Source organism: Psychrobacillus sp. NPDC096623 (assembly GCF_044762655.1).
Taxonomy (GTDB): Bacteria; Bacillota; Bacilli; order Bacillales_A; family Planococcaceae; genus Psychrobacillus.
In genome coordinates this window covers 54194-75183 of the sequence record NZ_JBIWER010000002.1, presented here as the reverse complement: position 1 = coordinate 75183, position 20990 = coordinate 54194, and the positions used below count along the sequence as shown (strand labels likewise).

Annotated in this window: 22 protein-coding genes; 8 read left to right on the top strand and 14 right to left on the bottom strand. The window is 36.6% G+C overall.

Going from position 1 to position 20990, the window contains the following annotated elements:
- The first annotated feature begins 38 nt into the window (after positions 1-38).
- From ACIQX2_RS05055 to ACIQX2_RS05045, 3 genes are read left to right on the top strand one after another with little or no spacing between them, the layout of a single operon-like run.
- Positions 39-686: a lysoplasmalogenase gene (locus ACIQX2_RS05055; RefSeq protein WP_402847565.1), complete on the top strand. Its 648-nt coding sequence runs from the start codon at positions 39-41 to the stop codon at positions 684-686.
- A gap of 37 nt (positions 687-723) precedes the next feature.
- Positions 724-1950 carry a peptidase T gene (gene pepT, locus ACIQX2_RS05050; RefSeq protein WP_402847564.1) on the top strand — a complete coding sequence of 409 codons (1227 nt, stop codon included), beginning with the start codon at positions 724-726 and terminating at the stop codon, positions 1948-1950.
- Positions 1951-1962: 12 nt separating this feature from the next.
- The gene (locus ACIQX2_RS05045; RefSeq protein ID WP_402847563.1) at positions 1963-2937 is read left to right on the top strand and encodes a DMT family transporter; all 975 of its coding nucleotides are present in this window, start codon (positions 1963-1965) and stop codon (positions 2935-2937) included.
- 278 nt (positions 2938-3215) lie between these two features.
- Here the strand turns inward: ACIQX2_RS05045 and ACIQX2_RS05040 are convergent, their stop codons facing one another.
- A complete protein-coding gene (locus ACIQX2_RS05040) occupies positions 3216-4412 on the bottom strand; it encodes an NAD(P)-dependent malic enzyme (protein WP_402847562.1) in 1197 nt (398 codons plus the stop codon).
- Between the two features lie 608 nt (positions 4413-5020).
- Between ACIQX2_RS05040 and ACIQX2_RS05035 the strand changes: the two genes are divergently transcribed.
- Positions 5021-5533 carry a hypothetical protein gene (locus ACIQX2_RS05035; protein ID WP_402847561.1) on the top strand — a complete coding sequence of 171 codons (513 nt, stop codon included), beginning with the start codon at positions 5021-5023 and terminating at the stop codon, positions 5531-5533.
- Between the two features lie 80 nt (positions 5534-5613).
- Complete coding sequence (locus tag ACIQX2_RS05030) at positions 5614-5925, top strand: DUF3243 domain-containing protein (RefSeq protein WP_402847560.1); 312 nt, start codon at positions 5614-5616, stop codon at positions 5923-5925.
- Positions 5926-6219: 294 nt separating this feature from the next.
- Here the strand turns inward: ACIQX2_RS05030 and ACIQX2_RS05025 are convergent, their stop codons facing one another.
- The 4 genes from ACIQX2_RS05025 to ACIQX2_RS05010 form a co-directional block, all read right to left on the bottom strand.
- Positions 6220-6441 (bottom strand): biotin transporter BioY, encoded by a 222-nt coding sequence (locus tag ACIQX2_RS05025; RefSeq protein ID WP_402847559.1) that lies wholly within the window; start codon positions 6439-6441, stop codon positions 6220-6222.
- Between the two features lie 74 nt (positions 6442-6515).
- Positions 6516-6902 (bottom strand): DnaJ family domain-containing protein, encoded by a 387-nt coding sequence (locus ACIQX2_RS05020; RefSeq protein ID WP_402847558.1) that lies wholly within the window; start codon positions 6900-6902, stop codon positions 6516-6518.
- Between the two features lie 63 nt (positions 6903-6965).
- The gene (locus ACIQX2_RS05015; protein ID WP_402847557.1) at positions 6966-7421 is read right to left on the bottom strand and encodes a PH domain-containing protein; all 456 of its coding nucleotides are present in this window, start codon (positions 7419-7421) and stop codon (positions 6966-6968) included.
- A gap of 12 nt (positions 7422-7433) precedes the next feature.
- Positions 7434-8513 carry an AI-2E family transporter gene (locus tag ACIQX2_RS05010; RefSeq protein WP_402847556.1) on the bottom strand — a complete coding sequence of 360 codons (1080 nt, stop codon included), beginning with the start codon at positions 8511-8513 and terminating at the stop codon, positions 7434-7436.
- 136 nt (positions 8514-8649) lie between these two features.
- Here ACIQX2_RS05010 and ACIQX2_RS05005 point away from each other — a divergent pair, with 136 nt between their 5' ends.
- Positions 8650-9090 (top strand): NUDIX hydrolase, encoded by a 441-nt coding sequence (locus tag ACIQX2_RS05005; RefSeq protein ID WP_093062996.1) that lies wholly within the window; start codon positions 8650-8652, stop codon positions 9088-9090.
- A gap of 176 nt (positions 9091-9266) precedes the next feature.
- Here ACIQX2_RS05005 and ACIQX2_RS05000 read toward each other — a convergent pair whose 3' ends face one another.
- On the bottom strand, positions 9267-10703 hold the full coding sequence (locus ACIQX2_RS05000; protein WP_402847555.1) for a DEAD/DEAH box helicase: 1437 nt from the start codon (positions 10701-10703) through the stop codon (positions 9267-9269).
- A 196-nt stretch (positions 10704-10899) separates the two neighbouring features.
- On the opposite strand from ACIQX2_RS05000, the gene ACIQX2_RS04995 reads away from it, so the two are divergent.
- Positions 10900-11121, top strand: coding sequence for a DUF2187 family protein (locus ACIQX2_RS04995; RefSeq protein ID WP_093062995.1), 222 nt, complete (start codon positions 10900-10902; stop codon positions 11119-11121).
- On the opposite strand, the gene recQ is transcribed toward ACIQX2_RS04995, so the two are convergent.
- Both recQ and ACIQX2_RS04985 read right to left on the bottom strand, forming a co-directional pair.
- The gene (recQ, locus tag ACIQX2_RS04990) at positions 11106-12872 is read right to left on the bottom strand and encodes a DNA helicase RecQ (RefSeq protein WP_402847554.1); all 1767 of its coding nucleotides are present in this window, start codon (positions 12870-12872) and stop codon (positions 11106-11108) included. The two genes, ACIQX2_RS04995 and recQ, sit on opposite strands and share 16 nt — an antisense overlap.
- Before the next feature lie 32 nt (positions 12873-12904).
- Complete coding sequence (locus ACIQX2_RS04985; protein ID WP_402847553.1) at positions 12905-13150, bottom strand: hypothetical protein; 246 nt, start codon at positions 13148-13150, stop codon at positions 12905-12907.
- A gap of 114 nt (positions 13151-13264) precedes the next feature.
- On the opposite strand from ACIQX2_RS04985, the gene ACIQX2_RS04980 reads away from it, so the two are divergent.
- Positions 13265-14455, top strand: a complete 1191-nt coding sequence (locus ACIQX2_RS04980; RefSeq protein ID WP_402847552.1) for a class I SAM-dependent rRNA methyltransferase — start codon at positions 13265-13267, stop codon at positions 14453-14455.
- 42 nt (positions 14456-14497) lie between these two features.
- On the opposite strand, the gene ACIQX2_RS04975 is transcribed toward ACIQX2_RS04980, so the two are convergent.
- The 6 genes from ACIQX2_RS04975 to ACIQX2_RS04950 form a co-directional block, all read right to left on the bottom strand.
- Positions 14498-14923, bottom strand: a complete 426-nt coding sequence (locus tag ACIQX2_RS04975) for a GatB/YqeY domain-containing protein (RefSeq protein WP_402847551.1) — start codon at positions 14921-14923, stop codon at positions 14498-14500.
- A 17-nt stretch (positions 14924-14940) separates the two neighbouring features.
- Positions 14941-15762 carry a squalene/phytoene synthase family protein gene (locus tag ACIQX2_RS04970; RefSeq protein ID WP_402847550.1) on the bottom strand — a complete coding sequence of 274 codons (822 nt, stop codon included), beginning with the start codon at positions 15760-15762 and terminating at the stop codon, positions 14941-14943.
- A gap of 154 nt (positions 15763-15916) precedes the next feature.
- The gene (locus ACIQX2_RS04965) at positions 15917-17098 is read right to left on the bottom strand and encodes an MFS transporter (RefSeq protein ID WP_402847549.1); all 1182 of its coding nucleotides are present in this window, start codon (positions 17096-17098) and stop codon (positions 15917-15919) included.
- Positions 17099-17162: 64 nt separating this feature from the next.
- Positions 17163-18002 carry a MerR family transcriptional regulator gene (locus tag ACIQX2_RS04960; protein ID WP_402847548.1) on the bottom strand — a complete coding sequence of 280 codons (840 nt, stop codon included), beginning with the start codon at positions 18000-18002 and terminating at the stop codon, positions 17163-17165.
- 72 nt (positions 18003-18074) lie between these two features.
- Positions 18075-19733, bottom strand: a complete 1659-nt coding sequence (locus ACIQX2_RS04955) for a hypothetical protein (protein WP_402847547.1) — start codon at positions 19731-19733, stop codon at positions 18075-18077.
- A 152-nt stretch (positions 19734-19885) separates the two neighbouring features.
- On the bottom strand, positions 19886-20932 hold the full coding sequence (locus tag ACIQX2_RS04950) for a glycosyltransferase (protein WP_402847546.1): 1047 nt from the start codon (positions 20930-20932) through the stop codon (positions 19886-19888).
- Positions 20933-20990: the final 58 nt, after the last annotated feature.

Here is a 20990-nt window from a genome sequence, read left to right as displayed (position 1 = left end):
TCTTGCGACGAATTTAAAGGAAAGGAAGTGTTTATTTTATGTGGAGCAAAATTATTGGGGTTTTAATCGCGGCTATGGGCATTATTTATATTTTCTTCATTCCAACTGATCCTGTTTCAACAAAGATTGTTTTTAAGCTTATACCGATGCTACTCATTATATTATTTGCATTTCTACAGCCTGTCGGAGAGTCAAAAAAATACAAGACACTTATTTTAATAGGTCTTACTATTTGTATGCTCGCTGATGGATTGATTTATTGGTTTATTGTCGGACTTATTACATTTTTAATCGGGCATATTTGGTATATCTTTGCTTTTAAACAAATCAAGCATATGTCACTTCCTAAGTGGGTGATCGTATTGTTATTAGCATATGGACTAGCGATGGTTATTTGGCTAGCAGGAACCCTTTGGTCTCAAGGTGATATAGTGTTAGCTTGTGCAGTTATTTTGTATATTGGAGTTATTTTGACGATGGGTTGGAACGCATTTCAAACTGCTAATAAGTTTGCCATCTTCGGCGCTATTTTATTTATCTTCTCGGATTCCATACTGGCTATTAATAAGTTTATAGTTGAAGTTCCTTTCTCGGGTGCCCTGATTATGATTTCCTATTACGGGGCACAATTTATGTTCGCACTTAGTATTCGATATTCCGTAAGTCGAAAGAATCTGATAAAATAGGAAATAGCTTTGCAAAATCGAAAGGAGATTTTATCTCATGAAAGAAACTTTAATCGAACGTTTAGTTCGCTACGCAAAAATAGATACACAATCAGACGCTTCAAGTACAACTTGCCCTTCTACTGAAGGACAATGGGATTTACTTCATGAGCTTCAAAAAGAATTGGCTACTGTTGGTTTAGAGGAAATTACATTAGATGAAAATGGATACCTTTTTGCCACTTTACCTGCTAACACAGATAAAGAAATTCAAACAATCGGCTTCTTAGCTCATGTTGACACAGCTACAGATTATACAGGGAAAAATGTAAACCCACAGCGAATCGAAAGCTATGATGGACTAGATATTACGTTAAATGAAAACACAATCATGACTGTTCAAGACTTCCCAGAATTAAAAAATTATGTTGGCCACACTCTTTTAACTACAGATGGCACTACGCTTCTAGGTGCTGATGATAAAGCTGGAATTGCCATTATCATGACTGCAATGGAATATTTCATCCAGCATCCAGAAGTAAAGCACGGTAAAATTCGAGTTGCTTTCACACCGGATGAAGAAATCGGACGTGGTCCGCATAAATTTGATGTAGAGAAATTCGGTGCAAAATTCGCCTATACGATGGATGGTGGTCCATTAGGAGAATTACAATTTGAAAGCTTTAACGCAGCTGGTGCCAAAGTTATCACAAACGGGAAAAGTGTACACCCAGGTTCTGCCAAAGACAAAATGGTGAACTCCATTACGATGGCTACGAAATTCCAATCTCATATGCCAACAGATGCTGTCCCTGAAAAGACAGATGGTTATGAAGGATTTATTCATCTGATGAATATTACTGGAGATACTGAAAAAACAGAGCTTAGCTATATTATTCGTGACCATGACCGTGAAAAATTCGAAGCTAAAAAACAATTATTCCTTGATACAGCTGAGAAAATAAAAGCAGAATACGGAGAAAATGCTATTTCTGTTGAGTTAAACGATCAATACTACAATATGGGTGAAAAAATTTCTCCCGTTATGGAAATTGTAAATGCAGCAAAAGATGTGATGATTGCATTAGACATTGAACCACTTATTATTCCAGTACGTGGAGGAACAGATGGCTCTCAACTTTCTTATATGGGAATGCCAACACCTAACGTCTTCACTGGTGGAGAAAACTATCATGGAAAATATGAGTTTATCTCTGTAGATGTAATGGAGAAATCAACGGAAGTTGTAAAAGGGATCATTCAATCGTTTGAAAAACAAGCATAAGTTGGTGCAGATATGCGTGAAATATTACTAGGTGTTTTAGCCTCTTTGTTTTTTGCTGTTACCTTTATACTTAATCGTTCTATGGAAATATCGGGAGGAAGCTGGATTTGGAGCTCCTCCCTTCGATATTTTTTCATGCTGCCTTTTTTATTCATCATTGTTTATTATCGAAAAGGTTTATCTGCTACTTTTAAAGAAATAAAATCTGCACCAGCAGCCTGGTTACTATGGAGCTTCGTAGGTTTTGTATTATTTTACGCACCACTCACTTTTGCAGCAGCTTATGGACCTGGTTGGCTAATATCAGGAATGTGGCAGTTCACGATTGTCGCTGGGGTTCTACTTGCACCCTTATTTATGATAAAAGTGGATAATAAAATCATTAAACAAAAAATCCCTATTGTCTCATTATTTATTTCTCTCCTGATATTAATAGGAATCATTCTTATACAAATTCCAAATACGGATTCAGTCAATTGGCGAATGATCTTTTTAGGTATTTTACCTGTGATAGTAGCAGCTTTTGCCTATCCCTTAGGGAATCGTAAAATGATGGGACATTTAAATGGACGTTTGGATACATTTCAACGTGTTTTAGGTATGACTGTTGCTTCTATGCCCGCTTGGATTTTATTGGGGATTTATGCGGTTTTTACTGTAGGCTTACCATCTTCGGATCAAGTATTTCAATCCTTTATTGTAGCTGTCAGTTCGGGAGTTATAGCTACTATATTATTCTTCATGGCAACGGACCGAGTTCGAGATCATCAAGGGAAATTGGCAGCTGTAGAAGCAACACAGTCTACCGAAATCATTTTCGTTATTATTGGCGAAATGTTTTTACTGCATGTGCCTCTACCAGCACCGATTGCACTTATCGGACTTGGAATTATTATTCTAGGTATGTTCTTGCATAGTTACTATACGAAAATATTAAATACTAAAGCTTTAACTAAGTGCAGTAATAATGTAGAGTGTCGTGAGTAAATTCACGGTACTCTATTTTTTTATTATTTTTGGTTCATTTTCCTTCAAACTTACTGAAGCACAACTGACGAAAGCAGAAATTAGTGCACTCATTTGAGTTAGTTGAAAAAATAGGTAGTTTAGTTGGAATTTTGAGAAGCTTAGTTGGAATAGGTCTTTGTTCCAATTCTCAATTTTGTAGGAGGTTTTATGTAATTTATATATCGTACAAACTATTTCCATAAACATAAAAAAAGAGGTTCGATAGCTCCATAAGCCGTCAATCCTCTTTTGGTTTTTTACCTCTCTAATACCGGCTGATAAAGTAAGGACACTCCCGAAGAAATTGCTGCTTCACTTACTGCTGCAGCTACTACTTGAACAACTCTCTCATCTAACGCTCGTGGAATGATATAGTCATCTTTAAGCTCGCTTTCATTCACTAACGATGCAATCGCCTCAACAGCAGCCAGCTTCATCTGTTCGTTAATATCTGTTGCCCTCACATCTAAGGCACCTCTGAAAATGCCTGGAAACGCCAATACATTATTTACTTGGTTTGGATAGTCAGATCGACCAGTTGCTACTACTCTCACGCCCAATTCTTTTGCAAGGTCATACGAAATTTCGGGAGTAGGATTAGCAAGTGCAAAAATTATAGAGTCAGGATTCATTGATTGGACTAAATCTTTTGTGAGTAAATTAGCTATGGATACACCAATAAATATATCTGAACCTTCCATTGCGTCTTTTAATGAACCAGTTAAACCAAGTGGATTCGTTAAATTTGCAATTGATTGTTTAATAGGATTCATGCCCTGTTCTCGTCCTTCATAAATAATTCCTGTAGAATCACACATAATAATATTAGTGTATCCTAACTGAAGAAGAACTCTCAAGATAGCCATTCCGGCAGCTCCAGCACCATTAATAACAACTTTTACATTATTTTTTGATTTATTTACAAGTTTCATCGCATTTTGAAGTCCTGCTCCAACAACAATTGCTGTGCCGTGTTGATCATCATGAAATACCGGAATATCCAGTTCACTGCGAAGACGATCTTCAATTTCAAAACAACGTGGTGCAGAAATATCCTCCAGGTTTATAGCACCGAAAGTTGGACTTAATGCTTTTACAATTTGGACTATTTCATCAACGTTTTTTGTGTCCAAACATATCGGAAATGCATCAACGTCAGCAAACCTTTTTAGTAAAATTGCCTTTCCTTCCATGACGGGTAAGGCAGCTCCTGGTCCAATATCACCGAGGCCTAATACGGCAGTACCGTCTGTTACTACACCAACTAAGTTTCCTTTAGCGGTATATTCATAAATAGTGGATGGATTGTTATGGATTTCAATACATGGTTCTGCAACACCTGGTGAATAGGCTAAGCTTAAATCCTCCATGCTGTCCATTGGAACCTTAAAGACAACTTCTATCTTTCCCTTACTTTCACGATGTAATCGTAACGCCCTTGATTTCAAATCCATCTTCACACACCATCCTTTTCGTATTTTCCCCTTTGATAAGGATTATTGAATTTTTATCCAACAATCTTTATATTCTCAAAATTATAGTTATTCTTAAACTACATGTCAACGGTTAATACTTAGTGAATATGTTCACAAGTAATTTCCTATGTTTATATTTTATTGGAAAATAAAGTTTATTTTTTAAAAAATTATAGAGGTTTTTATTAAAAATCCTCATAAAAAAGGGTAGCCATTTAACTGGCTACCTACATATTCATGCACTATCTTAACTTTGAGGGGGTTAAGGTGTGCACACCTTATATCAGCTACGATTTGGAGAAAAGTCGCTGTTAGAACTTCTTCATTAAGAGAAACTCTCTATGGTAATGATAATCATTTTCAATTAAAAAGTCAACTAATTGTACAAAAAATTGTATACTATTTACATGACAAACTTATCTAATGCCCAAATCCAACAATTAAATAACTATAGTGTTTTTACCCAGCCTAGTGGAACAATATTATTCACAGGGAGTAATGTCACTCATGCACTACCCATTATTAAACTAATCTCTTCAGCACCAAACGATCCCATTGCCGCTTCTTTCTTTATGAGGAGAGTGGGAATGTTCATCTCTATGCAGTTTTACATGATGACAATGTATGATGAAATCTGGGATGGTCCTCTAGAAACGCTTCAGTTTTTTGGTACGACCGAATATGGGAACAAAACAATAAGTACATTTGCTCCGCAGGAATTTTTTCGAGATGTTAATGAAAAACGTGATGTGGATGTCCAGCTTATTTGGGAGCAACAATGTTCACCTATTATTGATCAACTCCGCTCTCAATGCAGTATTTCTCCATTAACACTCTGGGAAAATGTTTTTGGGTACTTACTTTGGCATTATTACATGTTTTTTGAAAATCCAGCGTTAGAAGACAAAGCGAAAAATGATTGGAAACTATTAAAGGATCCAGTCATTTGGAAGGTATTTTCTGCTAAAGAGTATTTACATTTTTACTTAAAGGATCGAGATCTAGCAGATCTTTTAAACACTACTGTGAGAACTACCTGTTGCTTTTCAAAGGATGTACCCGGTTTGCAAAAGTGTGGTTTTTGCCCCCAAGTAAAATAATTATTTTATAAAATATATGCATGATTGCTCACTCTTTGGACATACCTAAGAAGAGTTCAAATAAAAAGGAGTGAGGAAGATTGGGAAGCAATATAGATGATCGTATCGAAGCAAAGCTTGATAGCATTGGGCAAGAAGAAAAAGAAGAAATTCTAAAGAACTTTTCTAGCTTTAAATCGTATTTATCTGGAAAAGTAGCAGCCGGTGAAAAAATGGGACTTAGTGATGAAACTTTAGCAAAAGCTACTGAAAAAGTAGCTGGCTATTTAGCTAACCATGAAGAACCACGTAACCGAGAAGAACATGTTCTTCAACAATTGTGGAAAAGCGGAGACAAAGATCAGCAGCAAGCGCTTAGTCATATGCTTTTAAACATGGTTAAAAATGACTGATATTCGCAAGGACGCAACTGGAAGGATCCTCGACAATCCCGATGGTGTACGCACTACCAAGGAGAGCTTATTTGATATGCATGAGGACATGCAAACTGTAGATGCCCTCCCTGTCGAGGATATAAACATTGAATTTCTAGATGAAAAAGACCACAACCACACAAAAAATCGTTCACTCAGTTCAGAACGATACCCCAAATAAAAAAACGCTTGCTCCGATATCCCACACTGGAGCAAGCTTTTTTGTACGCGAGCTATGCAATTTTTTCTGCGACGAGCTTCTTAAATTTCTATTTATGCGCTAGTATTGGCAATAATTGCTTGTATTTTGGAATACTGAAATGTATCTAAATACCACTCAACAAATAGCGCAGCAGGTATTATTGCAACTAGATATCCACCTGTTGGACCAAGTATTATACCTAATCCACCTTTCATCCCAGCGAATACTGGGATTCCCATTATTCCCATCAATACATATACAGTTACGGCAAGTGTTCCATACTTGCTCGTCAATACAAATCTTTATTAGGAATATTTCCTGGAAAATAAAAAATCGCCATAAACTCAAGGTTTGTGGCGATTCCTTTTTACCAGCTACTACTAGCAGTATCTATTGTTTCTAATCTAACCGTTCCTTTTTGCATAGGTGGTGGACAAGCTTTGTTGTACTGCATTATTTTTTCATTCACTTTTGTCACTCTAAACTGTAGGCCATCTTTTTCATCAGCTGCATATTTTTTCGCAATGTCATGCAGTTCATCCTTTATCTCATGCTGAAGCTTTAACCAGTGTGGTTTAAATCCCGCTTCCTTCGCAATTTTTTGGAAGTGTTGAAAGATGTCGCCGGAGAAGTACTCCTCTGATATTGGCTTCCCTGTACCCTTTAAGTTATCCATCCCGCCTGTTTTTGCATATTCTTTAAGAATATCTCCTATCAAATCATTACTTGGCTTATTGAAGTTATCATTATCCATAGTGCACCTCTTTCATGAATGGTTGGTATTCATCTTGGAATGCATTTCTTTGTACGAGAATGATTACAATCTTACTTTAGCAATATGTGGCGCTTTTTGTGATAATACTTCTAAAAACTGTTCTTGATTGTCGGGAGAAATTATTATACTCCCCATTAATGAGTATTTATAATGGATTTCTAGTGCATCCTTGGAAGAAAGGATGCGATAGCCAACTAATATATTGGATGACTCGTTTACCATAGTCATATCCTTATATTTTATTTTACTTCGAAAAGGACCACCTTTGACATACAAATAGTCATCGAAAAATGTGTAATGGATATCTAAGAAAATCCATAAGAGAAAAGCTGTACATACTAAAAACAAAGCAATCATAATCCAGATAGCCAAATATTCAGGTGAATTTGTATTAAACAATTCATATGCTACCGGCCACAATGTCGCTAACGCAATGATAACTAGTGCAACCGACATCATGATAATAAATGTCCGATCAATTTTTGAACGGAACTTCATCATTTCTTCCTCCTATACCGACTTTGTAGCAGCGTCCTTAATGCCCTCTCTATGTGCATAAATATTTTTTAAAATAACTTTAATCACCGCGTAGGTCGGAATAGCCAATATAATTCCCCATAAGCCTGCGATATTTCCAGCCGCTAAAATAATAGTAATAACAGTCAATGGATGAATATCCAATGATCTCCCCATCACATTTGGCGTGATAAAGTTACTTTCAATTTGTTGTGCAACTAGCATGATAATTGCAACATAAATTGCCAGCTTAGGCTCTTGGATAAGTGCAATAATTATTGCTGGGATTACTGAAATATATGGTCCTAAAAACGGTATTACATTCATCATCATACCGAAAACTGCTAGTAATAAAGCATATTCTAAACCTATAGCAAAGTAGCCAATCAATAGCATTAAGCCAACTAAAAAGCTAACAAATAATTGCCCTTGAATATACGAACGTAATGTATCATCAATATCAACTAGTGTTTTACGTATCCACGTCTTTTTCTCCCCTTTAAAAAAGCTAGAGACAAAAGGGGCAAACTTTTCATGATCTTTTAACATATACACAAGGAAAAATGGCACAAGTACAAGCAAGAAAATTCCTTGGAATACATTTTGAATAAATTGAATAAGGAATGAGCCCGCTGAAACCGCTATATCATTAATCTTTCCTGTTGCCTCATTTACCGTTTCTTGCAGTGTTTCTGGTAAAAGATCCTTCTGAGAAAGCATATATTTCGTAAATTGTTCCACCTCTTTAACAATACCTGGAGTGTTATCAATTAATGTATTCACTTGTTTTGTAAGTGGTGGGCCAATTAATGCATAAAACAACCAACCTAGGAGGCCAATTACAATAAATACTGACAGCATACTAACCCATCTAGGAAACTTAATCGATTCCAACCAATTTAAGAGCGGACGTGATAGATAAAAAAGCACACCACCTATAAGTAAAGGTAAAAATATCGTTTGTCCAATTATCAAAAGCGGTGAAAAAATGCCTTTGACTTCGATGAACATACGAATAATAACTAACGTCAGTAGTATGGCTACTCCTGTTTGAAACCACAGTTTCTTTGTCATGTGATGCTCACATCCTCTATTATTAATAACTACTACTTCTACGCAATTTCTAACTGAAAGTTTCAATTATTATTTCTTATCGTACCATTATTAAGGTACAATTTTAAATAAAATCTTATTGGAGAGATTAGTGTATATGGAATACTATAAACAACTAAGAAAATATGTAGGACATCAACCGCTCATATTACCTGGATCGAATGTGCTCATTTTGAATGATAAAGGGGAAGTATTACTGCAGGAAAGAGAGCCGGGTATTTACGGTCTTCCTGGAGGGTTAATGGAACTTGGTGAAAGCTTTGAAGATACAGCCAGACGTGAAACGTTGGAAGAAACCGGGCTTCACATTGGAGCACTTCAGCTTTGCCAAGTCTATTCTGGCCCAGACTATTATATTGAAAATCCAAATGGGGATACGTTCTATTCAGTTTCTGCGGTTTATAAAACCTTTGAATATAGCGGACAGATTTTGGCAGATGGCAATGAATCCATTAGTCTTCAGTTTTTCCCTCCAACTCAATTGCCAGATGGTATTATGGTGAGTTATCGTAAGTTTATTGAAGATGCTTTGCTTTAGTTCTGATTTACTAGTGCTTGCGTATAGTTTACTCACTTTCAACGGTAGCTTACTCTCGTTCGTGAAGAGTTTGCTTGCGCTTAGTGTATATTTACTATGGCTTCACTACTTTTTCCTCTCGGAACGGGTAATTTCACCAACATGTAAGAGGCTTTCCGCTGTGGAAAGCCTCTTTTTTATTTATTGGCAATATGAACTTTCAATAGTTTACCTTTGACGGTTGTATTTCGCATGTTTTTCAAAACAAGTGGACCTTTGCCGTTTAATATTTCTACATATGATACTGTGTCTTGAATCGTAATAATTCCTATATCGTCTGCTGTGACTCCTTCGATTTTAGCGATAGTTCCTACAAAATCGACTGCACGTATTTTCTTTTTCTTACCACCATTGAAATACAGTTTTGTAATATTCGCGTTTAGCTGTTCGCCTTTCGATTTTTTTATCTCTGGCTGCTCCTGCATTTTCACGTCAAATGCAGCACGACCTTTTACAATTTCCTCTTTTGTAGGCTCTGATGCAGTAGGAATTTCGAAACCAATAAATGATTCGATCTCTCTTACAAACTTGTCCTCAAAAGGAGTTGCCAGCATGATTGATTTACCACTTCGACCCGCTCGCCCTGTTCTACCTGTACGGTGGACATAGCTTTCTTGCTCTAATGGCACATCATAATGAATTACATGCGTGATATCATCAATATCAATCCCACGAGCAGCAACATCCGTGGCGATTAGATAACGAAACTCTCCTTTTCGGAAATCATCCATCACCTCGAAGCGATCTTCCTGCATCATACCACCGTGAATTTTGTCAGCTGTATAGCCCTTTTCATCCAATACATCAACGAGCTGTTCTACCCGTTCCTTTGTACGACAGAAAATAATACAGCTGTCTGGGTTTTCCACAATTGTTAGCTTTTCAAGCAAGGAAAGCTTTAGCTCCTCCACTACAACATACTTCACATGTTCTATATCTGGCGCATTTTCCTCAGATGCATCAATTTCAATAGAAACTGCATTTTTCATGTATTTCGTACTTAGTTTTTTAATTTGCTCGGAAAGAGTTGCAGAAAACAGCATTGTCGTACGAGCTTTTGGAAGTAACTTAATAATAGATTCTACCTGTTCTAAAAAGCCCATATTCAGCATTTCATCGGCTTCATCAATTACCAAATACTTGATTTTAGACACATCTAGTGTTCCTTTTTCAATATGGTCTAACACTCTACCAGGCGTACCAACAATAATATGTGTTTTTTGCTTAAGAGCTAATTTTTGTTTTGCGAAAGGTGATTTCCCGTATAAAGCAAGACCTTTTATACGTTTATAACGTCCGATATTGGTAATATCCTCTTGAACTTGAACTGCTAGTTCTCGTGTCGGCGTTAATACTAAAGCTTGGGGTTTGTTTTCTTCCCAGTCTACTAGCTCGCATAATGGCGTCGCAAAAGAAGCTGTTTTTCCGCTTCCTGTTTTAGACTTCACTAATACATCCCGTTTCTCTAAAACGACCGGTATTACCTTTTGTTGCACTTCTGTTGGTTCTGTATAACCTAACTGTTCTATGGCACGTAAAATCTTCTCGTCTAGCTTAAATTCTTTAAAATGCACTATGCTTAATCTCCTCTTACAAACTAATTTAATTAATACTTTCCCTTTTCGTATAACCATTCAAACATTTGCACTCTTCGACATGATTCCCTTGTATTCGAGTAATTATAATCTCTTTTACAGATTTTCAATCCAAAACTATGGTATAATTAAACTATCGCAAATTGCGTAATAAAACTAGAAAAGAGGCAGACACATGAGTTTCCAACGACAACCTAAGGAAGTTTCACCCTTCGTGGCAGCTAGGAAAATTGATGAGAAGATCTCTTTCACTCGTAATGATCACGAAGTTCAAGGCACTATTTTTAAAATTTTAGAGCAATCGGTGATAGTTGAAATCTCTACCGAAGATGCCAAAAAGATTAATGTCCCTTCTAATCTTACAGTAGTATCTCATAAAAACTACACGGTCGTATAATTGTGAATCTCCTCGAGAAAAGCTTGTCCATATTTTTCTCGTTTGTTTTCACCTATTCCGTGAATTTCTAATAATTGTTCTTCGGTTTGCGGACGCTCTGCACACATATGCTGTAGAGTCTTATCAGAAAAAATTACGAATGGTGGTACACCTGCTTCGTCCGCAATTTTTTTCCGAAGTATTCTTAGTCTTTCAAACAACGGATCATTCTTTGCGATTTGTTTCGTTACAGCTACACCTTTACGCTTCACTACTCTTTTCCCCAATAATACTTCTTTTCCTGCATCTGATATATAAATAGTTGGTAAACTACCTTGCTTTACCGAAAGAAACCCTTCCGCAATCATAAACTCCATTAAGCCTGACACTTCTTTTAATGATTTGCCCTTTAATATTCCATAAGTAGATAGCTTCGTAAAACCAAAATCTATCACTTTTTTGTTTTCAGAACCTGTCAATACTTGTGCAGTCAGCGTCTTACCGAATCTTTGTCCCATTCTAACTACACATGAAAGAACCATTTGAACCTCTTTCGTAACGTCTTGAACCTCTCTGGAATCTGTGCAATTTCCACATCGACCACATCTTGTAGCATCTGGCTCTCCAAAATAACTAACGATAAACTGCTGCAAACAATTTTCAGTGTGACAATAATCCACCATCCCCTGTAGCTTTTCTAGCTCCTGAGGAATTCTTTCACGATCCATTGCTTGATCAATTAAAAACCGCTGCGTTTGAACATCCTGTGATGCGTACAAAACGACACATTCACTTGGTAATCCATCTCTTCCCGCTCTTCCAGCTTCCTGATAATAGCTTTCCATATTCTTCGGTAATTGATAATGAATTACATAGCGGACGTTGGATTTATCGATTCCCATACCAAAAGCATTGGTTGCAACCATTACCTGTGCTTCATCTGTTAGAAAACGTTCCTGTTCTTTGTTTCGAAATGCTTCTGGAAGACCAGCATGATATTTTGCCGTTTGAATTCCTGCTCTATTTAGTAAATCATATAACAGATCTACGGTTTTTCTAGTAGCAGCATAAATAATTCCTACCTCGTTCGCATTTTTCTTAATAAATTCTTTTAAAAACTTATTTTTATCCTGTCCTAATACCACCGAAAATGCTAAATTTGATCTTGCAAACCCAGTGATAACTGTATTATCTTCTTGAATTTGTAGTAATCGGCATATATCATCTCGCACAGCTGGTGTAGCTGTTGCTGTTAGGGCGAGCACTGTTGGTTGTTCTGTAAATACATCCTTTAAACGATGAATAGCACGATAGCTTGGTCGGAAATCATGTCCCCATTGGGAGATACAATGTGCCTCGTCTACTGCTATTAACGGAACCTTTACTTTTTTTAACTGATTTAAAAAGTTAGGAGACTCTAAACGCTCGGGAGCTATATACAGTAAACGATATTGGCCATTTTGCACTTCCTCCATTGTTTCTCTTACTTCTTCTGCTGTTAATGTACTGTTTATGAAGGTTGCAGGAATCCCAGCCTGAATTAACGTATCCACCTGGTCTTTCATTAGGGAGATTAACGGAGAGATAACAATCGTAGTGCCTTCTAACATAAGAGCAGGAATTTGGTAGCATAAAGACTTCCCACCTCCAGTGGGCATTACACATAGGCTAGAGTTCTCATCTAATACATAGTTTATAACTGTTTCTTGGCCCTCGCGGAATGAATCGTATCCAAAATAAGTTTGTAATAATTGACGTGCTTTATCTAACACTTAGGTCACTCCAGTCGTTTATTTGAAACCTTTTATCCTCTTTTCCTACTTTTCTTATTAGTCTTGTTCACTGTGTTATTAGTTGGTTTTGGGTCAACTTTATTTACAACTGTTCCTAATAATAAATAACCGATTACGGAAGATAATATAGCCGCTCCTATAATAATAAGTACTTTATTTATAATTGTTACTTCCGAATATTCTTCTTGGTTTAAAATAATTGTTGCCAACACCGCCACAACAATCATAATTGGCGGGATTATTTTTGACTTTTTCATAGCAAACTTCCTTCCTCTGCGCATGTATAGTATATTGTACCATAAGACTATCAAGGGTTTTTACTCATAGGTATGAGATAATATACAAAAAAACATATAAGGATGACTACAATAATGCGAAATGAAATATCAATCAAAGTAACTGAAACACTAGCCCAGGATTTACAAAAGGGCGTTCCTATTTTAATGATAGACGGCTTCCATGAGGCGGAATCTCTTGAAGAAGGAACAATTTTAAATCTACAAAATCCATCAGGTAAATTTATCGGAAAAGGTTATGTCGGAAAACAAAATAAAGGCATTGGCTGGCTTCTAACAAAAAATGAAAACGAAAAAATTGATCAATTGTTTTTCCAAAAGAAAATAGCTTCTGCGATCAAATACCGAGATGACTATTACCATAATACCGATACAACAGCCTTTCGTGTATTTAATGGTGAAGGAGACGGTATCGGTGGATTAATCATTGACTATTTTGACGGATACTATTTAATCAGTTGGTATAGCGAAGGAATCTACTCCTTTAAAGAGATGATTTTAGAAGCACTAGAGGCATCTACTCCGTATAAAGGAATTTATGAAAAGAAACGTTTTGATACAAAAGGGCAATATGTGGAAGATGATGATTTCGTCACAGGAGACCGCGGAGAATTTCCTCTCCTAGTAAAAGAAAATGGGCAAAACTTTGCTATTTACTTAAATGATGGGGCAATGGTAGGAGTGTTCCTAGATCAACGCGATGTTCGGAAAACAATACGAGATAGCTATTCGAAAGGAAAAACGGTTCTCAATACATTCTCGTACACGGGAGCTTTCTCTGTATTTGCAGCTGCGGGTGGTGCTACGAAAACAACTAGTGTGGATCTTGCAAAACGTAGCTTAAGTAAAACAACTGAACAATTTGAAGTAAATGGAATTGATGTAGAACAACAAGATATTATCGTGATGGATGTATTTGATTATTTCAAGTATGCGAAACGCAAAGAATTATCCTTCGACATGGTTATTCTCGATCCACCTAGTTTTGCCCGTTCCAAAAAGTATACGTTTAGTTCAGCCAAGGATTATACAAAATTATTAATGGATGCCATTAATATTACGGAAAAAAACGGTGTGATTGTAGCTTCTACCAATAACGCAACATTCGGGATGAAAAAGTTTAAATCGTTTGTGGAAAAAGCTTTCAAGGAGAGTAATCGAAAATACTCGATTGAAGACGAGTTCTCTCTTCCAAGTGATTTTAGAACTTCTCCGCTCTTTAAAGAAGGTAATTATTTGAAGGTGCTTTTTATACGTGCGAAATAATTCAGTGGAACGGTAAAGGAGGACGCATTTGCGTCCTCCTTTTTATAGTAAGCTTTTCACTACTTTAGACATCGTTGATCCATCTGCTTTTCCAGCAAGTAAAGGTTTGGCAATTTTCATTGCATCTCCCATGTTCATGCCTTTTGAAACACCGGCTTCCGTTAGTAACTTCACAATTTCTTCTTCTGTTAATTGGGTCGGTAGGAAGCTTGATAGTAGTTTTAGTTTTGCATTTTCTTTTTCTATCAAATCCTCACGATTAGCTTCTTTTGCACCCTCTAAAGCTTGATTAGTTTGTTTCACTTCTCTATTTACAATCGCAATTTCTTCTTCCGGGGTAAGTGCAGACCCTTTTTCTTTTTCTGCATTATCTAACGCTGATTTGAGTATAGTCAATACTCCCTTAGCTAGCACATCTTTTTCTTTCATGGCGCGTTTTATTTGATCAAAAACGATAGTTTTTAACATATGCTTCTCCCTCTCCTTTAAACCTCTGCTTGTACTTCCTCAACAGTTTGCTCTACCTCAGAGCGGGTCATTTTTTCTTTACCACTCTTCAATGCATTAAGTGTTTTATGAGCAAGTGCGAGAGGTAATTTACAGAATAATAATATACTTTTGCGGTTTATACTCTTAATATACTCATCTGCTTGAGCTAAGTTTTCCTCTGCATAGTCAAACATCTCTGCTCGAGTCCATCCTTCTGGGAAGAATTGTACCCCTCGCTCGCTATCCTCATCTTTGTTGCGCAAAATATTAACTGCTTGCAGGCCACGACCATATGCAATAGCTAAATTACGGTCTGTCGTAATACCTGCACTCCATTTCCACAAGTCCGATAGCATAACACCCACTAAACCAGCTACGTAATATGTATATTCATCTAAATCTTCCCTTGTTTTTACTTGCCAGTTCTTACCTACCCATTTTGCCATTCCTTCTGCCATTTCACTCGTATACGTTTTTACCGTTTTCAATAAGTCAGTCGGACAAATTTCCAACCAGTCCGCTAGTCTCATGGATACAGGGGGCAGTATTTCACGATAGGGTCCTACTAACTTCTCGTATTCCTCCTTGTCGAAATCTGCTAATAATAACTTACTTGTGGATACTAATATATGTTTTTTTTCTTCTGGATTTAGCGATTCATGATCTTCAATCTCATCTATTGCACGCATGCATAAATAAGCAGAGGCAACCGCCTTTTTTAGTTTTGGTTCTAAAAAAGTGATTGGGATATAAAAAGTTCTACTTGTTTTCTTTAGCATGTCCATTGCTTCTTTTTGTAACTTTGCTACATCATGCACGACTAGTCCTCCGTTTCAATCAGTTATGCCTTGGCGGGATTCCCCAAGACTTAACTTCAATCCTATATAGTCTATTGTATAGGATTTTCACAAAAAGATAAAATGACTACATTTATGAGCAGGACAATTGTAAGAGTTACAGCTTTTAATTATTCTACTGTTCTTTAAAAACCGGTTTTTGTTTCTTCCAAAATAATGATATTACAAAGCTAATTGCAAGTATAATCATTGCCAATACATAAGGATAATCAATATGCACATCAAATAAAATCCCTGCGATACTAGGTCCAATAATATTTCCTATACTTGTAAATGTGGAGTTTAATCCTCCAACAAAGCCTTGCTCATTTCCTGCTACTTTAGACAAATACGTTGTCAGCGCGGGTCTCATTAAGTCGAACAACAAGAAAATCACAAAGGTAACAAGTAAAATTGACCAGTAAGCTGAGACCTTAATCATCGCATAGATGAAAATCGTTGATACACCTATACAAATTTGAATCAACCTAATTTCCCCAATTTTGTCTACAATGCGATCAAAGGTTAAGACTTGGAAGACGATTCCTAGAACACCACTTACCGTAATGATTAGAGCAATATCTTTTGGTGTAAATCCGTATTTATGGTCTACAAATAGAGAATAAACGGTTTCAAAAGCTGCTAAACCAAAGCTAGATACTAGAATGATGATCATCGGGATTAAATAAATTGGCTCCAATACTTTACGAAAACCTGGTTTAATTTGCTCTCCTTCGCTTTCTAAATTCTCTCTCGCTGGCTCCTTCAAAATAATAAGCGAAAATACTCCACCTAAAAATCCTAGAGCTGCAGCAACAAAAAAGGGAATTCTTGTACCATGTTCTGCCAAAAAGCCACCAATTCCAGGTCCAATAATAAATCCAGCACTGATTGCTGCAGCAACATACCCCATTGCTTTTGGTCGTTCTCTTAAAGAAGTGACGTCTGCAACGAATGCCGTAACAGCTGGCATAATGAATGCTCCACTGATACCTCCTAATATTCTTGAAATATATAATATCTTCACGTCTTGGCCGAGACCGAAGAGCATTTCTGAGACTCCAAATATGAACATACCAATTACAATCATTTTTTTACGGCCAAAAGAATCCACCCATTTACCTGCAATTGGAGAAATTAACAACTGTGCGAATGCGAATGCGGCAACTAAATAACCCATTGTAGCGCCTTCTAAGCTCATCTCCCGCATTAATGTAGGCATAACTGGAATAATTAGTCCTATTCCTAAAAAAACGATAAATAAATTTACTAATACTAAATAAATCACTTTATTTAGACCACTTTTTTGAGAAACCATCTTTAAACTCCTTCTAATTCTATTCAGCATATAAATAAAAATAAACCCTATAGTTACTATAGGGTCAAGTAGTTTGAATAGGTATTTTGAGTTCCACTAAAAACTCATCTTCCTTGGAAGCTGAATAATTTATCGGCATCCAGACGTCATATACAATCGAATCTACGACTAATTGGTGCTCCTCAATATAATCGATTAACTTCTGGTAGCATTCAATATATTCGTTGTCGTCTAAAACAAAAGAAATACTAAGGTACTCTCCAGCAGGTAACAAACTAATTTCCACATCTTCATATTTCACTTCAAAATCTTTATTTGTCACAATATATGTAAATAAGTAATCATAGTTTATATCATTTAAGAATTCATACCTTTGAAGAGGAAAGGAACCGCCATATAATGTATCGAATACGCTTCCCTCATCTTCTAACACTTTACTGATACGTCCAAATTCCCTATTTGGGATATCATCAACTTTCATATTATGCGTTTTTATCTTTACTATTTTTTGTGCAGTTAAGATCTTTCTGCTAACAGTCATCATATTTGGCTCTAGCACGAAAGATTGTATTTGCTCTTTTTTTCGTTGTAATACCTGCTTTGTTTTGTTGAGTCTTTGAAATTGTTCTTCAATTCTTTTTTCTTGATTTTCCAGATATATGACTAATTCTTCAGGCTTTAATTTTAATACTGATTTAACCTCTTCTAGTGATAATCCAAGATATTTCAATGATTTAATAATATCTAAATAGTACAGTTGTGTATTTTGGTAGTACCTATATCGATTGCTCGTACTAACCTCGAAAGGTTTAAATAAATTTATCTGATCATAGTAACGTAAAGTTTGAACAGATATATTGCTTAGCTTCGCTACTTCACCTATTGTCAAATAATGAATCTTCAAATCATCCCTCCATTTGTTTTAAACTCCAATAAAAGCTATCCTATTTGATTTAGGATAGCTTTTATTTAACTACTATTCAATTCCTTGAATTATTACCTCTTTTACTGGCAAGAAAAGTTCTTCTGTATTTAGGAATGTCACTTGCACTTTATCCCCTTCTTGCATATAAACTGCCAGTGGTGCAACTTCGGAAGATACAATATAGCTTTGCTTGTTATCTAATAAGAACGAAACTTGTGTAAAGTCGCCTACACGTTCCTTAAAGACACGCACAACCGTACCAGCTACCGATTTCTCTTCGGCATTGGAGTTTCCATCTACAGAGCTTCCTCCACGTTGAATAGCAGTTTTATATAGTTTTAAAGCTTCGTTTGGCGTATTTCCATAGACCGAGATCTCTGGATTTGCAGCTGACACTATAAAGTAATTTTGCAGAAATCCATTAGAGTCTAATACGGGTGTTAACCAGCTAGCTTCTCCGTAAAAGTTGTATAATACCGGCATTTCACCAGACCACTTTTTCTCGATAAATTTCTTTTCAATAATTTGTAGTGCCCCTTGGGAATCCATATAAGATTCCTCTAGATTCCCTGTATAGTAAGTCGCCTCTCCTGTTCGACCATCTGTCAAAGAGTAACCAAGCATTGAGTCTACTCCCTCTTTTGGGCTCGTAAAGTCTGTAAAGTAATACATTTGCCCATCTTCTGCAAAAATAGGACTTACATTTGCCTCGGTTCCTTCATCGGATGGAAGCTTCACATCTTTTTTACCAAATAGACTATTAATAAATCCATGTACATATTTACCAAAATAGCTATTTTGTAAGCTTACTGTTTCCGGAGATACTGCCCCATCTATAAACGCCGGTACATCACCAATTTTATAGGAATCTGTCTGACCTGTAGCTGGATCTACCACTACAATTCCTTTTACATCAAACCCATTTCGCGCAGAAATGAAGCTACCGTAGGAACGGATGTAATAAGGTTTTCCATCCTCGTCAATTTCTAATTGAGGATCCCCATAGAAAATTTTTGTCGGATGCTTCATACGCATATGTCTTTCTAAGTTTTTATGGAAATAAGAAGACGGAGTATAGCTCATTTCTGCTTCTATAAATTTCGGATTATCCGACGAGTCGGTTGCACTCATTGTAAAATAACCTGGTGTGACATCTCCATTCCACCATTTGAACAGTCCAGAAAATTCTACTGGAGCAATATATACATATTCCTCTTTTACCTTTTGAATTTGTAAGTTACCTAATTCAAAATAGCTCGTATTAGGTACTTGCCCAAAAGCTTTTTTCATTTTATTGCGCGCAAATTTTGGTGGTACGCTAGCAGGCGTCTTCGTTTCATCAAACGCTTCAATCTCAACCTCTTGCTGCATTTCCGCCACTTTATATTTTTCATCTGCATTCCAAAAAGGTGCTGTTAGCATAAAGATAGCTAAACCTAAGCTCCCTAGGAACAGAATACCCTTTGCTTTTTGTTCCTTGCCTTTAGTGAGTATCATCCCCGCTAAAGTAGCGATAACTAGCAATGGCCATAACGCGGTCCAATTACGATCTAGGTTCGTTACATAATATATAATCGCGAGTACGATAAAAGTTAAAATCGTCAGACCAATGATAGAAGTTACCATGTCTTTTCTTTTAGCTGTCAACGGGACTACTAATAATGCGGTAAGTATCGCTGCAACTGCAGAAATAATAAATACGCTGGTCATTTTCTCAAACCCTCTTTCTCTTTTTTAAGCATAGTTAATTTACGGGTGAGAAGGAAAATGGTTTCACAAAAGAAAAGCGTAAGCGCCTAAGTTAGACAGATACTAAGTAAAAAATGCACTATTTAACACAGAAATAATTCAGTTGGACTTCGTTACTCCTTTCGAAATACCCAAGCACGTTGTATGATAAAACCAAAAATGAAAAGAATTGCGTCTACTATAACCTTCAATACAATTTCTCCTCTTCCAAGCCATTCTGCATATAGAAAATGGACGGAGCCGGCAGATATTAACATGATAAAAGCAGCGAGTAAATAATAGCGGATAAACGAATTTCGGGAGCCCTGTTTGAAAACTTTATTGCGATTTACATAATAGTTGAATAGGGCCGATAAAAAACGAGCTGTGATAGTAGCGATAACGATAAATAGTTCGGGTGCATCTTCTCTCCAAAGCTTTATAAATAAGGCGTATAAACCGATATCTATAGCAAAAGAAGCTGCTCCAGACAGTGCATAGAATAGAAACACCTTATAAATATGAAATGAGTCTCTCAGTGGGTGAAAATGAGAGGATTTGTTTTCTTCCAGATATACGGTTTGAATAGGCACTTCTTCTATTGGTATGTTTTCGGGCTTTAGCGCAGCCAACATATTCATCTCATATTCAAAACGCTCCCCTGTAACACGTAGTAATTGAGGAAGATGCTTTGTAGGAATTCCACGAAGCCCCGTTTGAGTATCTGTAAGAACAGTACCTGTTGATAATCGGAAAAGTAAACGAGTACAGCGATTTCCGAAAAAACTGCGGAAAGGTACCTCTTTTTCCGAGAAGTCTCGATTGCCTAGTACTACAGCATTCGTTTTTCGGGACATCTGTTTAGCAACTTTCATCATATCCGATACAAGATGCTGCCCGTCTGCATCTACAGTAATGACAGCTTTATGAGGCAAAGAATTATTAAGTATGTAATGAAAAGCTGTTTTCAAAGCTCTCCCTTTCCCTTGATTGACCGCGTGACGAAGAAGGGTTACTTGCGGAATTGAAGAAATAGCATGAAAGATTGGTTCAAATTCCTTACCACTACCATCGTCAATTACTATGATAGATTGAAAATTTGCCTTAATGATGTCATCTATTAGCTTTCTGCATGTTTCACCGGGCTTGTAAGCTGGTATGATTATGGCAAATTGTTTCACTCTGGACCTTCTTTCTATCTCTTGAATAGAGATTAGATTTTGCTATCCTATACCCGGT

Excerpts from the sequence above, each read along its gene's own strand:
- ACIQX2_RS04995 (WP_093062995.1), top strand. The coding sequence starts at position 10,900 with ATGAGTTTCCAACGACAACCTAAGGAAGTTTCACCCTTCGTGGCAGCT.
- ACIQX2_RS04955 (WP_402847547.1), bottom strand. The coding sequence starts at position 19,733 with ATGACCAGCGTATTTATTATTTCTGCAGTTGCAGCGATACTTACCGCA.
- ACIQX2_RS05015 (WP_402847557.1), bottom strand. The coding sequence starts at position 7,421 with ATGAAGTTCCGTTCAAAAATTGATCGGACATTTATTATCATGATGTCG.
- ACIQX2_RS04965 (WP_402847549.1), bottom strand. The coding sequence starts at position 17,098 with ATGGTTTCTCAAAAAAGTGGTCTAAATAAAGTGATTTATTTAGTATTA.
- ACIQX2_RS04975 (WP_402847551.1), bottom strand. The coding sequence starts at position 14,923 with ATGTTAAAAACTATCGTTTTTGATCAAATAAAACGCGCCATGAAAGAA.
- ACIQX2_RS04985 (WP_402847553.1), bottom strand. The coding sequence starts at position 13,150 with ATGAAAAAGTCAAAAATAATCCCGCCAATTATGATTGTTGTGGCGGTG.
- ACIQX2_RS05005 (WP_093062996.1), top strand. The coding sequence starts at position 8,650 with ATGGAATACTATAAACAACTAAGAAAATATGTAGGACATCAACCGCTC.
- ACIQX2_RS05055 (WP_402847565.1), top strand. The coding sequence starts at position 39 with ATGTGGAGCAAAATTATTGGGGTTTTAATCGCGGCTATGGGCATTATT.
- ACIQX2_RS04980 (WP_402847552.1), top strand. The coding sequence starts at position 13,265 with ATGCGAAATGAAATATCAATCAAAGTAACTGAAACACTAGCCCAGGAT.
- ACIQX2_RS05040 (WP_402847562.1), bottom strand. The coding sequence starts at position 4,412 with ATGGATTTGAAATCAAGGGCGTTACGATTACATCGTGAAAGTAAGGGA.
- ACIQX2_RS05020 (WP_402847558.1), bottom strand. The coding sequence starts at position 6,902 with ATGGATAATGATAACTTCAATAAGCCAAGTAATGATTTGATAGGAGAT.
- ACIQX2_RS05035 (WP_402847561.1), top strand. The coding sequence starts at position 5,021 with ATGTTCATCTCTATGCAGTTTTACATGATGACAATGTATGATGAAATC.
- ACIQX2_RS05045 (WP_402847563.1), top strand. The coding sequence starts at position 1,963 with ATGCGTGAAATATTACTAGGTGTTTTAGCCTCTTTGTTTTTTGCTGTT.
- pepT (WP_402847564.1), top strand. The coding sequence starts at position 724 with ATGAAAGAAACTTTAATCGAACGTTTAGTTCGCTACGCAAAAATAGAT.
- ACIQX2_RS05010 (WP_402847556.1), bottom strand. The coding sequence starts at position 8,513 with ATGACAAAGAAACTGTGGTTTCAAACAGGAGTAGCCATACTACTGACG.